21 protein-coding genes, 1 tRNA gene and 1 pseudogene are annotated in these 21,820 nt (G+C 62.4%); 11 read left to right on the forward strand and 12 right to left on the reverse strand.

Translation table 11 applies throughout. The features are described 5' to 3' along the window. Positions 1-2 precede the first annotated feature (2 nt). From CLU91_RS21380 to CLU91_RS21410, 8 genes and pseudogenes are all read right to left on the reverse strand, one after another. Complete coding sequence (locus tag CLU91_RS21380; protein ID WP_100875736.1) at positions 3-1,121, reverse strand: hypothetical protein; 1,119 nt, start codon at positions 1,119-1,121, stop codon at positions 3-5. After that, positions 1,118-1,777: a hypothetical protein gene (locus CLU91_RS21385; RefSeq protein WP_332870897.1), complete on the reverse strand. Its 660-nt coding sequence runs from the start codon at positions 1,775-1,777 to the stop codon at positions 1,118-1,120. The genes CLU91_RS21380 and CLU91_RS21385 overlap by 4 nt, the downstream gene beginning before the upstream one ends. A 55-nt stretch (positions 1,778-1,832) precedes the next feature. Continuing rightward, positions 1,833-2,825: a hypothetical protein gene (locus CLU91_RS21390; RefSeq protein WP_100875738.1), complete on the reverse strand. Its 993-nt coding sequence runs from the start codon at positions 2,823-2,825 to the stop codon at positions 1,833-1,835. Positions 2,826-2,842: 17 nt separating this feature from the next. Then, positions 2,843-3,865 carry a glycosyltransferase gene (locus CLU91_RS21395; RefSeq protein WP_232730828.1) on the reverse strand — a complete coding sequence of 341 codons (1,023 nt, stop codon included), beginning with the start codon at positions 3,863-3,865 and terminating at the stop codon, positions 2,843-2,845. Between the two features lie 235 nt (positions 3,866-4,100). Next, entirely contained in the window at positions 4,101-4,361 is a 261-nt protein-coding gene (locus CLU91_RS21400; protein ID WP_442906611.1) for a hypothetical protein, read from the reverse strand. Positions 4,362-4,383: 22 nt separating this feature from the next. Then, positions 4,384-4,647, reverse strand: coding sequence for a hypothetical protein (locus CLU91_RS28295; protein WP_198521377.1), 264 nt, complete (start codon positions 4,645-4,647; stop codon positions 4,384-4,386). 182 nt (positions 4,648-4,829) lie between these two features. Then, complete coding sequence (locus CLU91_RS27955; protein ID WP_157814752.1) at positions 4,830-5,336, reverse strand: hypothetical protein; 507 nt, start codon at positions 5,334-5,336, stop codon at positions 4,830-4,832. Positions 5,337-5,400: 64 nt separating this feature from the next. Beyond that, positions 5,401-5,804, reverse strand: a pseudogene (locus CLU91_RS21410) (type VI secretion system baseplate subunit TssF). A 283-nt stretch (positions 5,805-6,087) separates the two neighbouring features. Here CLU91_RS21410 and tssK point away from each other — a divergent pair. After that, on the forward strand, positions 6,088-6,741 hold the full coding sequence (gene tssK, locus CLU91_RS21415) for a type VI secretion system baseplate subunit TssK (protein WP_100875741.1): 654 nt from the start codon (positions 6,088-6,090) through the stop codon (positions 6,739-6,741). Positions 6,742-7,374: 633 nt separating this feature from the next. Here tssK and CLU91_RS21420 read toward each other — a convergent pair. After that, positions 7,375-8,427 (reverse strand): hypothetical protein, encoded by a 1,053-nt coding sequence (locus CLU91_RS21420; RefSeq protein WP_100875742.1) that lies wholly within the window; start codon positions 8,425-8,427, stop codon positions 7,375-7,377. 103 nt (positions 8,428-8,530) lie between these two features. On the opposite strand from CLU91_RS21420, the gene CLU91_RS21425 reads away from it, so the two are divergent. Next, positions 8,531-8,959, forward strand: coding sequence for a PGDYG domain-containing protein (locus CLU91_RS21425; protein WP_157814753.1), 429 nt, complete (start codon positions 8,531-8,533; stop codon positions 8,957-8,959). 69 nt (positions 8,960-9,028) lie between these two features. Further along, a complete protein-coding gene (locus CLU91_RS21430) occupies positions 9,029-12,919 on the forward strand; it encodes a DUF4062 domain-containing protein (protein ID WP_100875744.1) in 3,891 nt (1,296 codons plus the stop codon). A 216-nt stretch (positions 12,920-13,135) separates the two neighbouring features. On the opposite strand, the gene CLU91_RS21435 is transcribed toward CLU91_RS21430, so the two are convergent. Together CLU91_RS21435 and CLU91_RS21440 are read right to left on the reverse strand one after the other, a co-directional pair. Beyond that, a tRNA-Pro gene (locus CLU91_RS21435) sits at positions 13,136-13,212 on the reverse strand. A 74-nt stretch (positions 13,213-13,286) separates the two neighbouring features. Continuing rightward, the gene (locus tag CLU91_RS21440; RefSeq protein WP_100875745.1) at positions 13,287-15,380 is read right to left on the reverse strand and encodes an AsmA family protein; all 2,094 of its coding nucleotides are present in this window, start codon (positions 15,378-15,380) and stop codon (positions 13,287-13,289) included. Positions 15,381-15,521: 141 nt separating this feature from the next. On the opposite strand from CLU91_RS21440, the gene CLU91_RS21445 reads away from it, so the two are divergent. Genes CLU91_RS21445 through arsH form a run of 3 tightly spaced genes read left to right on the forward strand, consistent with a single transcriptional unit; the run spans position 15,522 to position 17,033 of the window. Then, positions 15,522-15,875, forward strand: coding sequence for an ArsR/SmtB family transcription factor (locus CLU91_RS21445; RefSeq protein ID WP_232730829.1), 354 nt, complete (start codon positions 15,522-15,524; stop codon positions 15,873-15,875). Then, complete coding sequence (arsC, locus tag CLU91_RS21450; RefSeq protein ID WP_100875746.1) at positions 15,872-16,294, forward strand: arsenate reductase (glutaredoxin); 423 nt, start codon at positions 15,872-15,874, stop codon at positions 16,292-16,294. The genes CLU91_RS21445 and arsC overlap by 4 nt, the downstream gene beginning before the upstream one ends. A gap of 10 nt (positions 16,295-16,304) precedes the next feature. Next, positions 16,305-17,033 (forward strand): arsenical resistance protein ArsH, encoded by a 729-nt coding sequence (arsH, locus tag CLU91_RS21455; protein WP_100876849.1) that lies wholly within the window; start codon positions 16,305-16,307, stop codon positions 17,031-17,033. Between the two features lie 50 nt (positions 17,034-17,083). Here arsH and ispB read toward each other — a convergent pair whose 3' ends face one another. Further along, positions 17,084-18,073, reverse strand: a complete 990-nt coding sequence (gene ispB, locus CLU91_RS21460) for an octaprenyl diphosphate synthase (protein ID WP_096234007.1) — start codon at positions 18,071-18,073, stop codon at positions 17,084-17,086. A gap of 304 nt (positions 18,074-18,377) precedes the next feature. Here ispB and rplU point away from each other — a divergent pair, with 304 nt between their 5' ends. From rplU to proB, 5 genes are all read left to right on the forward strand, one after another. Next, complete coding sequence (gene rplU, locus CLU91_RS21465; RefSeq protein ID WP_038500602.1) at positions 18,378-18,689, forward strand: 50S ribosomal protein L21; 312 nt, start codon at positions 18,378-18,380, stop codon at positions 18,687-18,689. Positions 18,690-18,742: 53 nt separating this feature from the next. Then, complete coding sequence (gene rpmA, locus CLU91_RS21470) at positions 18,743-19,015, forward strand: 50S ribosomal protein L27 (protein WP_010395157.1); 273 nt, start codon at positions 18,743-18,745, stop codon at positions 19,013-19,015. A gap of 113 nt (positions 19,016-19,128) precedes the next feature. Beyond that, entirely contained in the window at positions 19,129-20,238 is a 1,110-nt protein-coding gene (gene obgE, locus CLU91_RS21475) for a GTPase ObgE (protein ID WP_100875747.1), read from the forward strand. Between the two features lie 12 nt (positions 20,239-20,250). Continuing rightward, positions 20,251-20,661, forward strand: a complete 411-nt coding sequence (locus CLU91_RS21480; RefSeq protein ID WP_100875748.1) for a hypothetical protein — start codon at positions 20,251-20,253, stop codon at positions 20,659-20,661. Positions 20,662-20,688: 27 nt separating this feature from the next. After that, a complete protein-coding gene (gene proB, locus CLU91_RS21485; protein ID WP_100875749.1) occupies positions 20,689-21,807 on the forward strand; it encodes a glutamate 5-kinase in 1,119 nt (372 codons plus the stop codon). The last annotated feature ends 13 nt before the right edge of the window (positions 21,808-21,820 follow it).

Raw genomic sequence — 21,820 nt, forward strand, 5'->3', positions numbered from 1 at the left:
CCTCATCGTTGGACAGACCGCGCAGCCAGCTGGTACAGCACCGCTACCCAGCTCTGCAGGCGTGCGCCGGCTACCGCGCGGCCGTCCGGCGCAGGCAAGCTTGGGGTGTTTTGTAGCAGATCGGCGCACGCGCTGCACAGGTCGTGGGCGAACGTGGCCGCGTCGCCGCGCCAGACGACGATGCGATGTGCCAGCCCCAGCGCCGCCGCGCGCGCTGCGTTGATTTTCTGCTCCGGCTGCTCGGTTAGCACCAGCACGATGGGCCGGCCGTAGACCAGCGCCACCGACAACGCCGCCATGCCGGGTGCCGAGACGATCAGGTTGCTGGCGGCAGCTTGCCGCACCCAGTCGGCGTCCTGCGCCTGCCATCGCGCGCGTCCGGCATAGCCTTCGCCGACCAGCGTTGCGTGCATGCCGGCGAGACCCAAGCCTGTTTCAATGCCATCGGCCAGGCAGGGGTCGCGGAAATGGGGATTGAGGTAGACGGCAGCGCACGCCTGCGCGCGCGGCACTGTGGCGTCGAACAGCGCGGCCACAACGACCGGAGTCGGCAGGCGGAATGTGGCGCCGTCGCAAGTCGCCTCGTAGCTGAAGTCGTGCTCAATGCGCGCTAGGCTGGCGTTGATCTGCCATCCGACGATGCGATGGAACAGGCGTGACAGGATAGCTGGTAGTCGCCCGGAAAAATTGTTTTGGACCGCCTGCCGCAAGCTGGCGCCGTAGACGTGTACCACCTTGCCCCGCCATGCCGGCATGCAGCCCATGAACAGCAATGCCGGGTGGAAGGAGTCGTTGATGATTAAGTCCGCGCTGCGCAGAGCGACGCGTAGTTGCATCATGTCGCGCCACATCCGCGACGGTCGGAACAGATAGTTGGCGATATTTGCGTCGGTTTCTGCGGGCAGCATGTTTTGCCGGGTGTCGAACTGGACTGCGTAGTGGCGCGACAGCAGGTGGGCAGTGATGCCGAAGCCGGCCAGGAAAGCGACCCCTTCGTCCGATGTGGTCAGTACGTCGACATCGGCGCCGCATTCGCGCAACGCATGCGTGAGTAGTTGCGCGCGCATCAGGTGGCCGCGGGCGTCGGCCGTTGCCAGATAGCTCACCTTGATGGTGTTCATGGACGTGCGGGCCACAGCCGCAACGCGGCGCCGGCCAGATACATGATGAGCGCGCTGGAGACGCCCCAGGCACGGTCGATGGCGCGAATCTCATCGAGCAGCGATGCCAGGCTCCCGTGTTCGGACGGCAGCACCAGACGCGCCAGCGTATGCTGGCACAAGCGCACGTGGCGTTCTTCATCGCTCAGCACGCCAACCAACAGCGGATATAGCGGATGAACTGCGCCAATCAGCGCGCAATGGCGCCGCAGAACGCGGGTGAACGTCTGTTCGGCGCACAAGCCGATAGCGAACGCCGGGATGAGGTGGCCTGCGGAAAAGCTGGTAGCGTAGCGATGCGCGAGTGTGCGCCATTGCGCGATCTTGCGCAGGGTGAGCGCATCGGGCCGCGCGGACAAAGGCATCGGCGCTATCCCGCCCCGCGCCGTTAGCGCAGCGGCAAACAGCGAAGCATGATGCCGTTCGTCCGCCAGGTGCTTTTCCATTTGTCGCACCAGCCAGGCCGGCGGCTGGCCCAGCAGGTCAGACTGCAGCGCGATTTCGCTGGCCTCTTCGCCAATCAGGTAGATACGCAACAGCAGCCGTTCACCGGCCACGCTGGCATGCAGTTGGCGCAGGGCGGCACGCTTGATGCTGTCGACCCAGCGTGCCTGCATGGCCGGCAAGCCGCATAGTGGCGGCGCTGCCAGGCTGGCCGGCAGCGGCCATCCATCAGCGTGCAAGCGCATCGCCTGCCGCCAGTTGATTGCCCAGCACCAGCCCGATAAAGTTTTGCTGCAGGAAAGCCGCCGCCGCATCGCCGGCCCCGGCAAAGGCCTGTTGCTGGTCGCCGTAACGCAGGTAGCCCTGGCCGTGCACGGCGCCGATGGTCAGCTTGTCGCGCGCGGCGAAGCCACGCTTCATCAGCTGTTTGAGCAGCGGCTGGTCGCTCAGGCCGTACAGGAACAGTTCGCGCTGGACCACGTGGTCGGGGATTTTGCCGGTCAGCGCTTCGAGCTCGAATGACCAAGTGCCGTGCGCCAACAGGGCGCCGGGGTTGCCGGCGCTAGGCGGATCGCTGCGCAACCGTGCGCGCATCACCGGCTTGGCTACCTTGGCCGCACCGAGCGCGATGGTGATGTCGGGATCGCCCGTGTTCGCGCTGCGGTTGTCACGTACCTGCACCAGGTGGCTGGACAGGCGCGCTGCCAGGGCGGGATCGGACACCAGCTTTGTGGCTTGCTCGAACGATACCAGCACACGTCGGCCACTTGCTGCCGGCACGTCCACGAGATAGGGGTCGATGCGTACCGCGCTGAACGCCCCCTTGACCGGTGTATGCGCATGGCTGCTGACGGACCAGCCGTCTCCGGATTTGCTCAGTATCAGATGGACGCTGACCGGTACGCGACGGCCCGCTTCATCCAGTGCCGAGCCTTGCAACAGCACGTCGCCGACGATGGTTTTTTTGTCATAACTACGAGCGTTGTTGAAGTGGATCTGGTGCGAGCTAGTGTCGACTGCTGCCGTGGTAGCCTGGTCGTCGAGGCCGATGCGGTTGCACATCTCGGCGCGCATGCTCACCTCGGGTAGCGGGCAGCCGCTGCTTGATGCAAAATAGTGAACGCCGCGTCCCTCCAGGTCGGTGGCGCCGGCGCTAAAGGTCAGCGCCATCGCGCTCAAGGCTGCCCATTGCAAAGTGGTGTAGGAACGGTGCAACGTCATGCTAGGGTTTCCCGTGGTTAGCGTTCATGGTAGGACAGCGACTGTGCGTCGGCGCCCTCGGCGGCTGCGCTGCGGATACCCAGGCCCCGGCACAGTGCGCCAAGCATGTCCAGCCCGGAAAAAATTCCGATCAGGGTGACGGCCGACACCCAGCGCAGGCCGCGCACCGGCGCTGCATCCTGATGGTTGAGCGCGCGCAGGCTGTACCACAGCCGCGCCGTCAGCACGCAGAGCGGTCCGACAGGGCCGCTATGACCCAGCCATTGCATAGACCTTGGCAGATAGGTGCGCACCAGGTGGGGCGTCAGGCCGAGCGTGTCCTGTCCGCGCATCCAGCGCAATTTGAGCAGCTCGAAGCGGGTATCGGGCAGCTTGTGCTCGGTGTGTGCCCGCGCCGCGTAGTGCAGAGCCACGCCAGCAGCTTGGAGGCGCAGGCCCAGCACCTGACAGTGCGCGCGGTACACGCCGTCGAGTGGCTGATAACGGTGCTGCGCGAACAGCTCGCGCAAGAACACCACGTTGTTGGCGTAGAAGTTGCGCGTCGCGCGCGCTTGCAGCCGGCTGGGGAAGTACATGAAGTCAATCGTGGTGAGGGCGGTGCCTGCCACGGTGGCGGCGTAGCTGGTACGGCCGGCCACCACTGCCGGTGGCGCTGCGTCCGCCAGCGGCGCGATCAGCTGTTCAAGCCAGTCGTGTTCGGGCTTGCAGTCGGCGTCGGCGAAGCAGACGTAGTCGCAGCGGTCGGCATGGACGGCGTCGAAACCGTCGTTCTTGGCCTGGTAGTCGCCGGTGCTGGCATGGATCCGCACGAAGTCGATGCTGCGGCCTGCCAGGCGCTCCGCGCTTGTGCGAATGCGCTCGCACAAGCCGTCGTGCGTGACGACCACTTGCGCGAGTGCGCTCAGTGCTACGCTCTGTTGCGCCAGCAGGCCGATCACATGCAGCAGGCTGGCGCCGGCCGCATCCAGGCCGGCGCCGCCGCGCAGGTTATTCGTCTCCAATACCAGAGCGGTACGCGCGGCAACGTGTTCATGCGGCATATTGTTTTCCATTGCCCAAACAAGACGAGGGCCGTTAATTGCTCAAATCGGTGCACCTTTGCGTGACCGGCCCTTCAACTCTACCCAGATGAGGCTGCTAATCCAGCCAAGCTGCAGGCGTACGGATTGTCTATTCCGAGATGCCATTTTGCTTTGCCAGTTCCGAACCCATTTTGTTTTTGGACAAGATCATCATGAGTTTTCCCCATTTGGCTAACGGTCACTGCACGGGCGTTCATTGATGAGAGGTCCCCGCATATAGATGCCAAGGGCCAGTTATCCCACTGTGGCACTGGCCTTGCCGATGAGCGAGCATCCGCATGCCGTCTTGCAGCCATGTATGGACACCGGAATCCCCCCGGCGGAGCAGCAATGATTTATTGAAGCCATGCGGCGCGCCACCGGGATAGCGCTGTGGGCACATGACTTCGTCGCCTAGTCGCGCAATCGCCTTGCCACCGATATCGTGTGTGGGTGAGCCGAGGCATATATCCATCGTTGTCGTAATTTTTCCATGGCTAAACAACAGGGATGCCAGGTTTTCGGTCAACGTAGAAGGGCAGTAGCTGACTTGTCAGTTGAGTTCCCGATTTTTTGCTGTTCGCGTTTATAGAAGCGCTTTCCCGCCATTTTTGAAACGTATCCGCCATATCCCCAAACTGTGCCGGTCCCGCCATCCCGGAGCACTGACTAAACAACTCACTGCGCAATTGAAACGCCACATTCTTCGCCTCGCTCAACACGTTGAGTTCGCTGTCCAGGGCCATGCTGCGCAAATTCAAGTGGCCCTTTCGTGCTCCACCTTCATTGTTTCGCTCATGCCGGCCTTGCGGGCCAGGTCATAGGTCGGTAAATCCATGCTGTCAGTCTCCCCGGGGGGGCAGGATAAACACATACATCGGCTTCAGATACGCGCTTCGAATTGCAGGAAGGTGATGATGTTCAAGAGCATGCGGACTCCTGTTTATTGACCAGTATTGGAGTCGGAGTTGCCTTCCTGCCTGGACCAAGCGGGACGCTTGTCTTCCGGAACGTCTGCCTGGAAAATAGAGTCAATATTTTGCAGTGTATTTGCGTCATATAGCATGAGAGTACCTGCAAAATGCCTGCCTCCACAATCAATAGCGACCTGCTTTCCTCCCATCCAGAACCAATAATCCCGGATGAACGGTTCACACTTTATATATCGAAGCCTGCTATTTCTATAAATTGCAAGTTGACTGGAACTTGGCCCTACATCTCCCTCCGCAATCCATGAATTTAACACTAGCCATGCTGCGGAATGCTTATCTGGCGCTAAGGTTGCTCTTGCTGCACGGCCATTTTTTGTTATCTTTTTATCTCGGCCGTCAGGAAAAATAATATGAATGTTCTTTGCAGTGTCGATGTAGATGGATTCAAATTTATTGATATTTATTGAGTGACAATTTGATGTAAATATTATCAAAGCGATTGATATTAATTTTTTCATTATTCAGCTCCTGAATATTTCACCTGACGTCTGGTTCCATTTACACCGCCGAGTATCCATACTTTTACCACAGCCGCTCCAGCGCCAAGAGAGGAATCCGGGTGCAGGCAGGCCAAGGATCCATCTCGGTACCGCGCGGGATGGTCAGCACCGGCGCCTCGCCCGCCGACTTGATGGAAGGATACGTGGCGCGCACTATCGAGCAGGAGGGGAAGGGCCTGATGTATTGCGGAAACAGCGTTTCGAGCAGCGCTTCGGTCAATTCAGGATAGCTGTCGTCGAGCCGCTTCGCCACGCGCGCGGACAGCAGCGCGACGGACTGTATCAATTGTTCGACATGCGGGTCCGGGCAAGTGTCGTCGCCCAGTTGCAGGGCGCCGCCCACCCTGGATAGCGCTCGTAAAATTCGCGGCCGAGGCGGCGCAGATACACCAGTTCACGCTTGAAATACGGCAGCAGGTCTTCCATCAAGCTCTCCTTGCCCCTCACGGACGAAAGCCGTGCGCAGATGTTCAAGTATCAATCAAGCGATGGCGAATATGTTGCGGTTGCGCAATAATGGTGGCAGTGGGGGGGGGCTCATCGTCATCGTGGCAACGGCCAGGCTGGGGACCTTTCTTGCGAAAACTCAATGAGTTTCCTAAATGCAGCGTCAAACGCTATCGACGAGCAATCTGGGCGAGCTGCCCGCAGATGAGCAAAGCTTTGTCTTTTACGCGGCTCTGCCGGTCGTCAAGGCAATGGCGGCAGCCTGGCCAGCTGCGAAGCCCCGTACGATGACACCCGCTACGCACCATTCGATGCCCAAACGCTGGACCTCTACACCGACGCGCTCAGCACCAACGTTTTCTACATGAGAAAAAAACTGCGGCTGCTGTCGCATCTCGATATGCGTGACGCCTACGACTGCATTCCGCTAGTCAAGGTGCGTCGCAAGGAGGACTGCACCTTTGAAATCGACCCGACGTTCATGGCACCGAGCGAACTGCTCGATACGGTGGTGTCGTCCAGATACGTCGTCATTCCTCTGACCTTCGACAAGGAGCAAGGCCCTTATCATCAGGGAAAAGTCGACGCCACGCTGCTGGACCGGAAAGCTGGGCTGTACCTTGCCGTCACCGCCAATATGCCGGCGCTCAATCTGGTCGCGGAGGTGCCGCGTCAGTTAAAAATCGCATCGCCCCACGACATCGCGGCGTTGATTCGTAGTGCCTTGCCCGGACTGCAATTGGTGCACATGGCCCAGGTGCCGATGGAAGTGCCGGTCCGCCCGAATGCTTATTATTTCTCGATCGATCACCGCGGCGAGCTTTACGAGGCGATGATGAAGGCCCAGGCGATAGCCATTTATGCACCCGGCACCTTCACAGAACTGCGGATGGAGTTGTTCGCCATCACCGATTAGAGTGTCATTTCCACCCGTGATACATCTCATTACAAATGATGATTGGCGAAATATGGCGCGGTGCAGCATAATCGACCTGTCTCCTCCAACTCCTCCAAGAATTGGATTCAACCCGCCCTCAGTTGGCGGTTTTTTTTTGTCAAATTGAATGCTGAGCGCGTCGATGGATAGCCACCCCGCTGCATGAATAGCTGATTGTCATGGCAGGGAGAGCAGACCCCAATGTCGGGCACCGTGATGGCCATCATGCTGGCACGTTGCGCCGCGTGGCCACGGCCCTATTTCTGTCCGCATGGTCCTCGACACAACCGCCGGCAGTGCCTGCGCAGGCGTAATGCTGGATGTCCTGACGGCGGCGATGAACAATGGCGCCTGGCCCGGCGCTACGAAGGCCGCCTGCTGCACGCATGATATTTACTGTGCGGCCTATTCTATTCCTTCCAACCCTTCCATCCGTATATTTGTATGCCAGCGGATGACCGGTTACGTCCCGCTGAAGCCTTGCGTGCCGGTTTCAGTTCGCGCCGTCGGGCGTGTCGTCGCAGGTGCAGTTTAGTGACCGCGATCGTGTTGGTGGCGCCGTGGCTGGTGTACCGCCGCCGCTGTTGCGTTCACCCAGGAAGCGGCCTGTCCTCACACCACTTGCACATCCTTGTCCCGCAGCGTGATGTGCCAGCCCACGGCCTCCTGCATGATCAACTGGACGAACGCCGCCACCTGTTTTTCCAGTTCGCCGAGCATCCCTGCCGGCGTCGCCAGCACCTGCTTTTCGAGCTCGCCGAGCGCTGCCACCATGTTCTTCGACTGTTCGGACAGCTTGTTGAATTCGCCGGCGGCGAGGATGCCGTGGCAGGTCGCAGCCAGCGCCGGGAATAGCGCTGCCAGCACCGAGAGCAGTGGGTGGTGCAGGAAGAAGTGCAGGCCGCAGGCGGCGAGCGTCAGGTAGAAGCACACCGTGGCCGTCGTGTGCACGCGGTGGTGGATGTGGTGGTAGCGATGCGAATTGTTGACGTGATAGGCATGCTGGTACCGCACCACGCTCAGAAAGTGGGCGCGGTAGGCGTCCACGTACGCCGGGTTGGTGGCGGCGACCGGGCAGCGCTCCGCCAGCGCGCGCAGCGTCGTGGCGGTCTCCGCGTGATCCGGCCCCGCGCCTTTCAGGATGTCGTCCGCATACAGCACCTTGCCCGGGAAGCCCAACATCAGGTCGAAGTAGCGCACGTGTTCCGCGGCCAGCCTGGCCTGGCCCCAGCGGCGGCGCCAGCCTTGGCTCAGGTTGCGCAGTCCGAGGGCGCGCAGGCCCCGGATCACGCGGCCTTCGTGTTCGAGCTGGTCGCGGCCGTACCAGTGGATCAGCATGATCGCGACGATGCAGCTGATCTCCAGGATACTCAGCGGGATCGCCAGCACGTGCAGCATGTGCTGGGACAGTAGGCCGCTGAGCGGTACGAGCGCCAGCACCACGGCGGCGAAGCCCAGCGCGAAGTTCAGCAGGAAGGCGCCGCGGTAGCGGTTGCCGTAGATGCCGGCTTCCGCCTCGAAGTCGCGTGGTGCGACGAGCAGCGGCGCGCCCGTCAGCGGTACCATCGCCGGCGACGGCACCACCGGCTTGCCGCCGAGGCGGTCGCGGAACGCGAAGAAGACTTTGGCGTAGAGACGGTCGATGGAGTTGGGTTTGTGGGTCAAGTGGCACCGGTTGGCAGGATGAGAGAGATTCCATTATAGTCAGGTTTATGCCTTACAATAAATGTCAACAGCGTCGCTGTATTTTTTTCGATCGGGACCATGCATGAACGCGAGCGACACAGACATCACCACCTGGCCGGACGTGCGCGAGGCCTGCAAGCTGCCCGTGCCGGTGGATGTCCGTTTCGCGGCGGCGGCAGGCATCTGCGACACGCTGGAAGGACCCGTGTCCTTCGCGCCGGGCGATCCGGTCCTGACCGGCACGCGAGGCGAACACTGGACCATGCAACGCGCGCGCTTCGACCGCACGTACGAGCCGCTGCCCGGCACGTGCGGCGGCGAGGACGGCGATTATCGCAAGCGGCCCGCCACAGTTCATGCGGTGCGCCTGCAGTCCCCGGCGGACATCGCGCTGGGCAGCGGCAACGGCGTGCTGCACGGCGAGGTCGGCGACTGGCTGGTACAGTACGGGCCGGGCGATTTCGGCATCGTCGCCGCGGCAATCTTCGACGAAACCTACCGCTTTCTCTGAAAGCGGAACGACGGCCATGCACGGTAACGGCGCGGCCAAACGATCCATCCAACGCCCCGAATTCCACCCATGTCCCTTTCACTGATCGCCTGGAATCCTCGTCTCGACCTGCGCGCACAGCCGCTCGCCGATTATTGCTATCCGCAGGCCGCATCGGCCGACCCGATGCCCACCGATCTCGCCGTCGTGCGGGACCGGCCAGGCAACGCGCCGCTGCTGGCCTGCGCGGTGGCAGACCTGCCTGCGGACGCGGCTGATGCGCTGCCGGCCGGTGGCGAGCCGGACGACCGTCTGCTGCAGCCTGCGCCTGGCCAGTTGTGGCGCGTGCCGGCCGCCGTCTTCGAGCGGTATTTCAGGATCGATACCGCGCTGGACCCGCATATCCGCGTGTTCCTCTCGTCCACGTTCCGCGACATGCTAGCCGAGCGCAACTTCCTGGCGACGCAGGTGCTGCCGGCGGTGCGACAGCTGTGCGTGCTGCGCGGCGTGCAGTTCACCGAGATCGACCTGCGCTGGGGCATTACGGAAGAAGAGGCGCGGCGCGGCGACGTCACGCACCTGTGCCTGCGCGAGATCGATCTGAGCCGCGAGTCGCGGCCGTTCTTCGTCGGCCTGTGCGGTGAACGCTACGGCTGGGTGCCGGGCGCGCAGATGGTCGGCGCGGTGCTCGATACGCATGACTTCGGCGCCGCGCTGCCCGAGGCGCTGCTTGAGGCGTCCGTGACCGAGCTCGAATTCCTGTACGGCCCGCTGCGCGACATGGCGTGCGGGAATGGCGCGCTGGTTTACCTGCGCAGCCCGGACCTGACGATGGAGCTGGCAAAGGCATCCAGAGCGGACGGTACGCCGTTCGAGGAGCTGGTCGCCGGCTTCGGCGAAAGCACGCCGGCCGCACGGGCGGCGCAGGCATCGCTGAAGGCGCGGCTGCGCGACGCGCACCTCGTGCGGATCGACGGCTATCGCACGGTCGCGCAGGCCGCCGAGGACATTCAGCGCATGCTGTTCGCGGAAGTCGAGCGCCTGAACCGCGGTGCGCCCAGCATGCCGCAATGGCTGATCGCGAAGCGCCTGGCTGAGCATGCGATGCCGCGCGCCGCCGAGGCGGCGTGGCTGTCCGGATGGGTTTCCCGGCCGACCGCAGGCGGCGCGGACAATCTGCTGCTGCTCGCCGGCGAGGCCGGCATCGGCAAGTCGTCGCTGCTGGCGTACTGGATGCGCGACCACGGCCGCGCGCATCCGGACGTGACGTTCCTGTTCTACCCATTCGTCGGCGGGGGCGGCTCGACGCCGCTGGAATTCATCCATTTCATGTTGCAGGCGCTGCACATCAACGGCGACGAGTTCGCTTCGCTGAAAGCGGAGCACATTGACGTGCAGGTCGCCGTGCTGCACCAGTTGCTCGCCGCGAGGGAGGCGCCGCTGGTCGTCATCGCGGATGGCATCGAGGTGTTGGGCGACGAGCGGCAGACGTCGCTACAGTGGATTCCCGCCGGGCTGGCGTCGCAAGTGAAACTGGTGATGTCGAGCAGCCTCCCGGAACACGAGGCCAGCCTGGCCAAACGCGGCTTCACGGTGCGCCGCCTGGCGGGGTTCGACGAAGCTGAGGCGGACGCCTTCATCTCGCATTACCTGGCGCGCTTCGGCAAGCGCCTGCCGGAGGATTCGCGCAGCCAGCTGGCCACCGCGCGGCTTGGCGGCAATCCGCAGTTCCTGCGCATCGTGCTGGACGAACTGCGTTTGGACGCCAGCCACGAAGGTCTTGGCGAACGGCTTGCATCGTTCGCGGTCTGCGCAACGCGCCGTGAGCTGTGCGTGGCGATCGTCGCCAGCTGGCGGCAACGCGCGCTTGCGAGCGGCTTTGAGGCGAACTTCCTGCACACCATCCGCGAGCTGCTGGCGAGCGTCGACGGCTTGCCGGAACCGGTGCTGCGCCACCGCCTCGGCTTGACGAATGCGGATGCGTCGCGCGTGCTTGGTTTCGTGTATGCGCACTTTCTGCGGCCGGGCGGCCGAATAGGCATCCCGGACGGCGATTGGCGTCAGGCGCTGGTCGGCCTGCTTGGGGCGACGCCGGCGGACATCGTCTCATGGCGCATGGCGCTCGTCGAGGCGCTGTGCGCCATGCCGCAGGATCTCGTCGAGCCGAAGTTCGCCGCGTATGAATTCGCGCGGCAGTTCGTGACGGTGCTGCGCCAAGGCGCGCCGGCCGACCGCTTGCGCCACCTCGCCTGGATCAAGGCGATCGCCTTCGAGCGCGGGCGGATCTGGCCGATCGTCGAACACGCGAACGAGAATTTGCCTATCCTGTGGGGCGCGCTCGGCACGGACCGCGAGGCGTTCGATGAAGCGTTTGCGGCATGCGCGGCCAATGCGGCGGCCGGCTCGATTGATCGCGAGGCGCTGGAAAATGCCGTGTTCGTGCTGCTCGAATACCAGATTTTCTGGCGTGCCGCGCGGGCTTGCGGCCGGCTGGCACTGGACGCCGCCGTGGCCGTGAACGACGAGCAAAGCGTGCGCGCCTGCGCCGAGATGCTGCTGAAGTCCCTGGCGCAGGACGCGCTCGCGTTTCGCCAGGAGGCCGAGGGACTGATGCATGTGCTGGTCGACGGCCTGGGCGATCGCTCTGGCGTGCCGATCACGCTGGCGCGCCAGGCGGCCGAGGCGCAGCGCCTGTTCGCCAAGGTGGCGCTCGAATGCGGCGAATTCGAATTGGCCGGGCATTTCGCGCGGCAGGCTTCCCTCGAATACCACCTGCTGGTGGAGCGCCTATCGGAGGACGATGAGCAGGGCGGCGTCACGCGCGAGCTGCTGTCGAGTACCGCGCACGCGGACAACGTCGCCGCGCGGGTGCTGCGCGAGATGAAGCGGGCGGACGAATCCCAGGCCTTCTACCACTCGGCGATCAGCTTGTGGTCCCTTGCGTTCTCGACCGACAATGCGCGCGTACTGACGGCCCAGTATGAGCGGGCGGACGTGTTGATCGACTGTGGTCCCGAGCACTATCCAGAAGCTCGCGCCCTGCTGGAGATGGTGATCGCGCAATCGGAGATCATCGGCACGGGTGGTGGCCACAATACGCTGTACGAAGCGTACCGCTCGCTGCGCAAGCTGTACGACCGCGAGGGGCGCTACGACCTTGCGGTCGCGGCCATCGAGAAGGCGATCGCATTGCAGCAGCAGACGGACGACTACGTGGAAGGCGATGAAATCGGCCTGGTCTACGATTACGGGCTGACGCTGTTCCGCGCGGAGCGGTATCGCGAAACGCTGCGGCAGGGCGTAAAGGTCGTACGCATCAGCCTCGCGTCTCGCCGGCCGAGCGAGCTGCAGATGCTGGCCGGGTCGGCCGGGCTGCTGCAGATAAGCCTCGACCGGCTCGAGGAACACACATTGCTGTTCTTTCTGATGCGGGCGGCGAACGTGGAAATCGAACATCGCCACCGCAGCGGCGGAATGCCCGAGAGCCGGGCCGTGCGTCTGTGGCGCCAGGGGACTGCCGACATGGAAAGCCAGATGGCCCAGGAGCTGCGGGACGTGCCGATTCCGCCGCTGACCGAGGTGCTAGGAAGGATAGATGCATATCTGTCGGGCACGGATACCGGTGGCGGATCCGCTGGCAAGTCAACGGCCGATGCTGGCTCCAGCATCGCTAGCTCATCCCTGCCACCGGCAGGCGGCACAGCGCCACGGCCGCAACAGCCGCCACGGCCGCAACAGCCGCTCGGCATCGTCGCGAAGTCGGGTCAGCGCTGTCCCGAAGATGGTGTCTGGCACGCCACTCTGCCAGCCGGCGTGACGGCCTCCCACACGAAGCGGCAGTTCCGCAGCGGCGAGACGTTGCCGGACCTCGAACTCATCAAGTCGCGCCCGCTGCGCTGGCTGGACCTGATGCTGGGGGAGCGCACCGAGATGCGTGGCGTGGAATGGACGCTGGCGGACTATCTGCCGCCGAGGCATTGAATCGACGTATGCAGGCGGCTGGCCTGCGAGGTCACCGCGTGCGTGCATGACCGGCTGCGTGCTGTTGAAGTCGGAGAGGTGTGTCGGCCCGAGAAATCGAAAGATACAGCGCCCCTCAGGAGTCGCTTCCCTCATTTGCCACGAAAGGGAAGGGCGAAAAACCGTCAAAACCACATTTGTGAAACCTGAAAAAACCTTGATTTAGCAGGGAATTCTTGGTCGGGGTGAGAGGATTCGAACCTCCGGCCTCTGCGTCCCGAACGCAGCGCTCTACCAGGCTGAGCCACACCCCGCTTTCCTTCATTACAGCAGATGGCGGGGCGGCTTTCAAGCGGCTGCATCAAGGTATATTTCGGTCTATTCCGGTCTATTTCTTTTCCTGCTGGGCCTTCTTGATTTCCGCTTCGCTGACTTTTTTTGCCGGTGCATTCGTTGCCGGTGAAGTCGGCGCCTTGCGCGTGGCGTTCGCTTGCGCCATGACGGCGGCGCAGTCCGTATCGGGCGCCTTGTCGACGTTGACCAGTGGCAGCAGGGCGGCCAGCGGCGTGACGACGGTGGCCAGCGCCACGGCGGCGCCGGCTTTCAGGGCCAGCGGACCTTTTTGCGGGCCCACGTCCGGGTTCTTGAACGTGCCTTTCGCGTACAGCGGCGTGCGCAAGGTGATGATGCGGGCGCCCTTGGTGCGGGGGCGCACGTCGAGGTCCAGGGTTTCGGTGGCCAGGTTGACGTTGCCCGTGACATTCACGACGGCCGTGTCCGTGTCGAGCACGAAGCGGCGCACGTCGGCCTGACCATTCGTGACGGCGAAGTCGCTGGCCAGGCAATTCAGGTGGACTTGCTTGTCGCCGAATATTTTCACGAAGACGGCGTTGGCCAGGTTCAGGCCGGCCAGTTCCAGCATGAACTGGCTGACGGAGCCTTCGCTGACGGTGGCCGCCAGCTCGCCATTGGCGCTGGCCAGCATGGCGGAAATGGAGTTGCCGTGGCCCGTCAGTGCCGCGTCGCCATACACTTCGCCAAAACTTGCTTGCATCGATTGCAGCTTCGGAAACAGCTCGCGTATCTTGAGGTGGCGGGCCGCTACCTTGGCTTGCGCGGCGATGGTTTTTTGACGGCCATCGAGCGTGATGTTCGAGGTGATGTCGCCACCGGCCATGCCAAAGTTAAGCGGCGTCAGACTCAGTACCTTGTCTTTCATGTGGATGTTGGCGACGACATCGTTGAGCGGGATATCGTGCGTGCGCACCAGTTTCTTGCCCTTGAATTTCACGTCGGCGTCGAGCGCATTCCATTTGGCCGTGTTGAACTGTTCCACGGGCAAGGCTTTGTTGTCGGGCTGCACGGGCGACTTGCCGCGCGCCTGTTTCTGCGCATTGCTGTCGGCGCCGATGGTGGGGCCCAGGTCTTCCAGGCGCAACTGCTGCGACGTTACTTCGCCACGCAGCAGGGGGCGCGGCTGGCGCGGCAAATACTGCAGGGTGCCGGCCAGGTCGCTCTGGCCCACCGTGCCCTTGAAGTGTTGATAGGTCCAGGTCCAGCTGGCGCCATCCTTCTTGCCCAGCAAGCGGCCCTTGGTGGCGTAGTCCGGCGTTTCCGGCAGCAACACGCCCGTCAGCGGGTACAGGTCGGCCATGCTGGCGCCAGCCAGGCTCAGCTGCAAATCGATGCCGGACAGCGAGCGCGGGTCCGTCAGGGTGCCGGCGATGCTGGCCTTGTTCTTGCCCAGCACGGCATGCGCCTGCACGGGATAGACGGTGTTGCTGTCGGTCAGGGACAGCACGGCGCCCGCCTTGCCGCCGCCCGTCACGGGCGCCTTGCGGTAGCTGCCGCCCAGGGAAAATTCAATGCCGTATTTCTGCACGGGGGCGCTGTCTGGCGCGTCGCCCGGCGTGGCGTCGGGTGCCGTCGAGCTGACCTTGGCGCGCAAGTCCAGGTCCAGTCCCTCGTCGAGGTAACGGATGGCGCCGTCGCCAAAGGCCATGCGCTGGATTTCCACGTCCCATGCCGAAGGACCGTTGTCTTTCAGGGTCCAGCTATTGCTGCCGTCGGCGCGCTGCTGCAGGGCGATCTGCGGCGCCTCCAGCGCCAGGTCCGTCAGTACCACGCGATGCTGCAGCAGGGGCAGCGGGTGGAGGGCCACGTCGATGCGTTTCGCGCTGGCCAGTTGCGGGCCGGCCGTGGCCCAGTCCGGGTTACTCATGCGCACGTCCTGCGCGCTGATGACAGGACGGGGCACATAGCGGCGCCAGCCCGGCTCCGTTTTGAGGCCTTGCTTCCATTTCACTTGCAAATCGCCGCCGATGACGAAGCTGCGGCCCGTGCTTTCCGATACCTTCTCGTTGATGTAGGGGCGGGCGCGGTTCCAGTCGAAGGTCAGCACGACGATGGCGAGCAGGGCCAGCAGGGCCAGCAGGGCGGCCAGGCTCCAGCCGAGGATTTTCAAGGGTGTCGAGCGTGTCATGGGGATGCCAATCGCAGTGATTTGTCATCACGGTAGACCGATAGGCCCTGTCGGTCGGTGCGCTGGGTTACGTACGCACCGCGATTGCTGGCATTGATTCCATAATTCGATTATTATTGAAGTATGGAAAATGAAAACGCAATGCCGCTGCAAGCGGGGCCGCTGACGAGCACGGCCGCCATCGCGGCGCTGGCGGCGCTGGCGCAGGAATCGCGTCTGGCCGTGTTCCGCCTGCTGGTGCAGACGGGGCCGCAGGGTATGGCCGCGACGAAAATCGCCGAGGCGCTGGCCATCGCGCCCTCGTCGCTGTCGTTTCACCTGAAGGAACTGGCGCACGCCGATCTGGTGACGGCGAGCAAGGCGGGCCGCTCCATCATCTATGCGGCCAACTATGCGGGCATGAACGGCTTGCTGGCCTTTTTGACCGAAAACTGCTGCGCGGGCGCTTCTTGCTGCGTCAGCGAACCAAATTTACCGAAGGAAACGACGACATGACGATCACGATCTATCACAACACGGCTTGCGGCACCTCGCGCAATACCCTGGCCCTGATCCGCAACACGGGCGTCGAGCCTATCATCATCGATTACATCAAGCAGCCGCCTTCGCGCGAGGAACTGGTCGATCTGATCAAGCGCGCTGGCCTGTCCGTGCGCGCTGCAATGCGCGACAAGGGCGCCCTCTACGACGAGCTGGGCCTGGCCAATCCTGCACTGAGCGACGCTGCCCTGCTCGATGCCATGCAAGCCCATCCTGTTTTGATCAACCGCCCCATCGTCGTCACGGAACTGGGCGTGCGCCTGTGCCGGCCGTCGGAAAAAGTGCTGGAGATCCTGCCGCTGCCGCAGCAAGGCGCGTTTGCCAAGGAAGATGGCCAGGCTGTCGTGGGCGCCGACGGCAAGCCGGTGGCCTGAGATGGACGAGCTGGCCAATGAGTTACCGAATATCAGCGCCGCGCACCTGGATGTGCCGGATCTGGATAAATTGGCGCCGGTCAACGTTTCCACGCATGCGCCGCGCATCCTGCTGCTGTACGGCTCCTTGCGCGAGCGCTCGTACAGCAAACTGCTGACGCTGGAAGCGGAACGCATCCTGCGCCACTTTGGCGCCGAGACGCGCGTGTTCGATCCGCACGGCTTGCCCATGGTCGACAGCGTCTCGCCCGAGCATCCGAAAGTGCAGGAGCTGCGCGCGCTGTCGCTGTGGTCCGAAGGGCAGGTCTGGTGCAGTCCCGAGCGGCATGGCGCCGTCACGGGCGTGTTCAAATCGCAGATCGACTGGCTGCCGCTGGAAACGGGCAGCGTGCGGCCCACGCAGGGACGCACCCTTGCTGTGATGCAAGTGTCGGGCGGTTCGCAATCGTTCAACGCCGTCAACGGCTTGCGCGTGCTGGGACGCTGGATGCGCATGGTCACCATTCCGAACCAGTCGTCGGTGGCCAAGGCGTATCAGGAATTCGACGATGCGGGCCGCATGAAGCCGTCGCCGTACTACGAGCGCCTGGTCGACGTGATGGAGGAATTGTACAAATTTACTTTGCTGGTGCGCGACCGCCGCGATTACCTGGGCAGCCGCTACAGCGAACGGCTGGAGGCGGAGCCGGCCATCGTGCAGGCATTGGCCGGCGCGGCGATGGAGCATGAGCGGCAGTAATAAAAACGGCGCCATCGGCGCCGTTGTCTTTGCTGTAACGTAAACCGTGATCAGTGATTGCGGTCCACGGCAAACGAACACAGTTGCAGCATGGATTGCTTGTAGACGCTGTCCGGCCAGCCGGCGATGGCATCGGCGGCACGCTGGCCGGCGATTTCCGCCTGCTTGCGCGTGTAGTCGAGGGCGCCGCTGCTGGTGATGGCGGCCAGGATGGCGTCGAAATGCTGCTCGTCGCCCTGCTCGATGCAGCTGCGCACCAGTTCGCGTTGCTCCGGCGTGCCGTTTTCCATCAGCCAGATCAGCGGCATGGTCGGTTTGCCTTCGCGCAAGTCGTCGCCCACGTTCTTGCCGATTTCGGTGGCGTCGCCTGCATAGTCGAGCACGTCGTCGATCAGCTGGAAGGCCGTGCCCAGCGAGCGGCCGTATTCGGCAGCCGCTTCGATATCGTCTTCGCTGGCGCCGGCGATCAGGGCGCCCAGTTGCGCCGACGCTTCGAACAGCTTGGCCGTTTTCGAGCGGATGACGTTCAGGTAGCTCTCTTGCGTCACGTCCGGATCGTGCATGTTCAGCAACTGCAGCACTTCGCCTTCGGCGATCACGTTGGTGGCGTCGGAGAGGATTTGCATGACGCGCATATTATTGAGCGAGACCATCAGCTGGAACGAGCGCGAGTGCAGGAAGTCGCCCACCAGCACCGAGGCCGCATTGCCGAACAGGGCATTGGCCGTCTGGCGTCCGCGGCGCATCGACGATTCATCGACGACATCGTCGTGCAGCAGGGTGGCGGTATGGATGAATTCGACCACGGCAGCCAGTTCATGGTGCGCCGTGCCGCGATAAGCGTGGGCATTGGCCACCAGCAAAATCAGCACGGGACGGATGCGTTTGCCGCCTGCACTGATGATGTATTCAGCGATCTGGTTAATCAGAATCACGTCGGAGTGCAGTTTTTGGCGGATCACCGTATTGACTGCGTCCATATCGGCGGCAATCGTTTGCACGATGGTGTTTTGGTTAACGTGTTTGTTAGCGTCAGACAAGGCGAACCTGCATTAGATTGTGGGTGCGGCGATTATACGACAAGGCTTGCGCGAGCGTGATGTTTGCCTATGACTGTAGAGCAATTGTTTGACCTTGTTGGCACTGGCGCGTGCTTTTCTGTCCGCCTGGCGCAAGCCTGACATGATGGTCAGGTTGTCGACATACCACGATCATCAAGCTTTGTGAATAGTTTTTGACGCAATTTCTCAGTCCGTGTATAATCGCTGGTTCCCCCTGTTGTGTACGGCTTGCTTTGCGTGGCAGTGGGACAAATTCTTTCAACATTTGATGAGGTTTCAAATCATGTACGCGGTCATAAAAACCGGTGGCAAACAATACAAAGTTGTCGCTGGCGAAAAACTTAAAGTAGAACAGATACCGGCAGACATTGGTTCCGAAATCACCATCGATCAAGTTCTCGCAGTAGGCGCGGGCGACACCATTAAATTTGGTGCGCCATTGGTCGAAGGTGCAACGGTACTGGTTACGGTTGTGGCGCATGGTCGCCATGATAAGGTCAAAATTTTCAAGATGCGTCGTCGTAAGCATTACCAAAAGCATCAAGGCCATCGCCAGAATTTTACCGAAATCCAAATCGTTTCGATCAACGGCTAATCGCCGCTGTTTGACGCAGTTTGTCTACATAATCAGCTATCAAGGAGTCTTAAATGGCACATAAAAAAGGCGGCGGCACAACGCGAAATGGCCGTGATTCAGAATCAAAACGTCTGGGCGTTAAAGTCTACGGCGGCCAAGCTATCAATGCTGGCGGCATCATCATTCGTCAACGCGGCACGCCAGTGCGCGCCGGCGAAGGCGTAGGCATGGGCAAAGACCACACCTTGTTCGCGTTGATCGCGGGCAAAGTGAAGTTCGTTGTCAAAGGTGCTGGCTCGAAGCAATTCGTGACCGTTGTACCTAACGCAGCAGTACCAGCGTAATTCATCGCGGGGCGCCAGGTCGCTCCGCCGTGATCGCATGATGTAAGGCGCAAGCCTTCAATCGAAAGGCTCTGCCCAAGGTAGAGCCTTTTTAGTTTTATGGCGGCAAAATTATGAAGTTTATCGACGAAGCAAAAATCGAAGTCATCGCGGGCGATGGCGGCAACGGCTGCGCCTCTTTCTGCCGTGAAAAATTCCGGCCTTTCGGCGGTCCCGATGGCGGCGATGGCGGCAAGGGCGGCACCATTTGGGCAGTCGCCGACCGCAATATCAATACGCTCGTCGATTTCCGCTTCTCCAAAATGCACAAGGCTCGCAATGGCGAGCCTGGCCGTGGCGCAGATTGCTATGGCAAGGGCGCCGATGACATCCATCTGCGCATGCCGGTCGGCACCTTGATCATCGACAACGCGAGCGGCGAAATCCTGGCCGATCTGACCGAGCACGGCCAGACCGAAATGCTGGCCAAGGGCGGCGAAGGCGGCTGGGGCAATATCCACTTCAAGTCCTCGACCAACCGCGCGCCACGCCAAAAAGGCGAGGGCAAGGAAGGCGAACGCCGCGAACTGCGCCTGGAACTGAAAGTGCTGGCCGATGTAGGCCTGCTGGGCATGCCGAACGCCGGCAAGTCGACCTTCATTTCGGCCGTCTCGAACGCGCGTCCGAAAATTGCCGATTACCCATTTACCACCCTGCACCCGAACCTGGGTGTGGTGCGCGTGTCGCACGAGAAGAGCTTTGTGATCGCCGATATTCCCGGCTTGATCGAAGGCGCTTCCGAAGGCGCGGGCCTGGGCCATCAATTCCTGCGTCACTTGCAGCGCACGGGTCTGCTGTTGCACATCGTCGACCTGGCGCCATTTGAAACCAACGTCGATCCTGTCAAGGAAGCCAAGGCGCTGGTCAAGGAACTGAAGAAATACGACGAGTCGCTGGTCGACAAGCCGCGCTGGCTGGTGTTGAACAAGCTCGACATGGTGCCGGAAGAAGAGCGCAAGAAGCTGGTGAAGGACTTCCTCAAGCGTTTCGCCTGGAAAGGTCCCGTCTTCGAGATCTCTGCGCTGAACCATCAGGGTTGCCCGGAACTGGTAAATGCGATTTATCAACATCTGGAAGCGAAGAAACACAGCGAAAGCCGTGCCGAAGAAACGCAGATGACCGAAGAAGCACGCGGTATCTCGTCGATCGACCCGGATGATCCGCGTTTCAAGATCCTCGACTAAGGCTGTATCCTGATGTCGGTACAGATGGCCGCTGCCGCGTCTTCGCGCAAGCAAGCGTGGCAGCGCCGTGTATTGCATCTGATCGCGTATGCTTACGGGCTGAGCGTGGTCGCCTGCCTGCTGTTCGCCGATGAGTTGGCGGCCGGCATGGGCATCTTCCTCAATGGCGTCAATGGCTACAGCCAGTTCTACGCCTCCCATGTCGGTGTCTGGGGCGCTACCGCGCTCCTGGCGCTGTTCGCAGCACGGCAGGGCGAACCGCCCATCCTCGGCGATATCACTGCAATGTTGGTCCTGGCGCAGCCCGCCGGCCGTTTGTATGCGGCCATCAGTTTCGGCTTGCCCCAGGGTTTTGTGTTGTTCATGTGCGCAATCGAGCTGACGGCGGGGCTGGCCTTGCTGCTGCTGCGTCCTGCGCGCTGACGTCTATTAAGTGAAGAGCGCCGCCCCATGGATTCCGTGATTCAAAAAGCTACCCGCATCATCATCAAAGTCGGCTCCTCGCTGGTCACCAACGATGGCCGCGGACTCGACCATGCCGCCATTGCCCGCTGGGCTGCGCAGATTTCCGGCTTGCGCGCGCTGGGCAAGGAAGTCGTGCTGGTCAGCTCCGGCGCCATCGCCGAAGGCATGCTGCGCCTCGGTTTCGAGCAGCGCCCCACCGATATCCACGAATTGCAGGCCTGCGCCGCCGTCGGCCAGATGGGCCTGGCGCAAATCTATGAAAGCAGCTTTCGCGCCCACAGCCTCGGCACGGCGCAAGTGCTGCTCACGCACGCCGACCTGGCCGACCGCGAACGCTACCTGAACGCCCGCTCCACCCTGACGACCCTGCTGCGCCTGGGCGTGGTGCCGATCATCAATGAAAACGACACCGTCGTCACCGATGAAATCAAGTTCGGCGACAACGATACCCTGGGCGCCCTGGTGGCCAACCTGATCGAGGCCGATGCACTGGTCATCCTGACCGACCAGCACGGCCTGTTCTCGGCCGACCCGCGCAAGGACCCGAACGCCTGCCTGATCACGCAAGGCATTGCCGGCGATCCGGCCCTGGAGGCGATGGCTGGCGGTGCCGGCAGCAGTCTGGGGCGTGGCGGCATGCTGACGAAAATCCTCGCCGCCAAGCGCGCCGCCAAATCCGGTGCGCATACGATCATCGCCTGGGGCCGCGACAGCGACGTGCTCAGCCGCCTCGCCCAGGGCGAAGCAATCGGCACGCAGTTGCTGGCGCAAACGGGACAGTTGACGGCGCGTAAGCAGTGGATGGCCGATCACTTGCACACGGCCGGCGCCGTCGTGCTCGATGCGGGCGCCGTGCAAAAGCTGCGCCAGGAAGGCAAGTCGCTGTTGCCGATCGGCGTGACGGGTGTAAATGGCGAATTCGGCCGCGGCGCCGTCATCACCTGCGTCGATGCCGACGGTGTGCCCGTGGCGCGCGGCCTGTCCAACTACACGAGCGGCGAAGCGCGCCGCATCATGCGCAAGCCCTCCACTGAGATCGAGGCGATTCTCGGCTACATGGAAGGCCATGAGCTGATTCACCGCGATAATATGGTGTTGCTGTAAATGCTTGCTTGCA

This window comes from Janthinobacterium sp. 64 (assembly GCF_002813325.1).
GTDB lineage: Bacteria > Pseudomonadota > Gammaproteobacteria > Burkholderiales > Burkholderiaceae_D > Janthinobacterium.

Excerpts from the sequence above, each read along its gene's own strand:
- CLU91_RS21380 (WP_100875736.1), bottom strand. The coding sequence starts at position 1,121 with ATGAACACCATCAAGGTGAGCTATCTGGCAACGGCCGACGCCCGCGGC.
- CLU91_RS21385 (WP_332870897.1), bottom strand. The coding sequence starts at position 1,777 with ATGCAGGCACGCTGGGTCGACAGCATCAAGCGTGCCGCCCTGCGCCAA.
- CLU91_RS21390 (WP_100875738.1), bottom strand. The coding sequence starts at position 2,825 with ATGACGTTGCACCGTTCCTACACCACTTTGCAATGGGCAGCCTTGAGC.
- CLU91_RS21395 (WP_232730828.1), bottom strand. The coding sequence starts at position 3,865 with ATGCCGCATGAACACGTTGCCGCGCGTACCGCTCTGGTATTGGAGACG.
- CLU91_RS21400 (WP_442906611.1), bottom strand. The coding sequence starts at position 4,361 with ATGGATATATGCCTCGGCTCACCCACACACGATATCGGTGGCAAGGCG.
- CLU91_RS27955 (WP_157814752.1), bottom strand. The coding sequence starts at position 5,336 with ATGAAAAAATTAATATCAATCGCTTTGATAATATTTACATCAAATTGT.
- CLU91_RS21425 (WP_157814753.1), top strand. The coding sequence starts at position 8,531 with ATGAACGCGAGCGACACAGACATCACCACCTGGCCGGACGTGCGCGAG.
- CLU91_RS21430 (WP_100875744.1), top strand. The coding sequence starts at position 9,029 with ATGTCCCTTTCACTGATCGCCTGGAATCCTCGTCTCGACCTGCGCGCA.
- CLU91_RS21440 (WP_100875745.1), bottom strand. The coding sequence starts at position 15,380 with ATGACACGCTCGACACCCTTGAAAATCCTCGGCTGGAGCCTGGCCGCC.
- CLU91_RS21445 (WP_232730829.1), top strand. The coding sequence starts at position 15,522 with ATGCCGCTGCAAGCGGGGCCGCTGACGAGCACGGCCGCCATCGCGGCG.
- arsC (WP_100875746.1), top strand. The coding sequence starts at position 15,872 with ATGACGATCACGATCTATCACAACACGGCTTGCGGCACCTCGCGCAAT.
- rplU (WP_038500602.1), top strand. The coding sequence starts at position 18,378 with ATGTACGCGGTCATAAAAACCGGTGGCAAACAATACAAAGTTGTCGCT.
- rpmA (WP_010395157.1), top strand. The coding sequence starts at position 18,743 with ATGGCACATAAAAAAGGCGGCGGCACAACGCGAAATGGCCGTGATTCA.
- obgE (WP_100875747.1), top strand. The coding sequence starts at position 19,129 with ATGAAGTTTATCGACGAAGCAAAAATCGAAGTCATCGCGGGCGATGGC.
- CLU91_RS21480 (WP_100875748.1), top strand. The coding sequence starts at position 20,251 with ATGTCGGTACAGATGGCCGCTGCCGCGTCTTCGCGCAAGCAAGCGTGG.
- proB (WP_100875749.1), top strand. The coding sequence starts at position 20,689 with ATGGATTCCGTGATTCAAAAAGCTACCCGCATCATCATCAAAGTCGGC.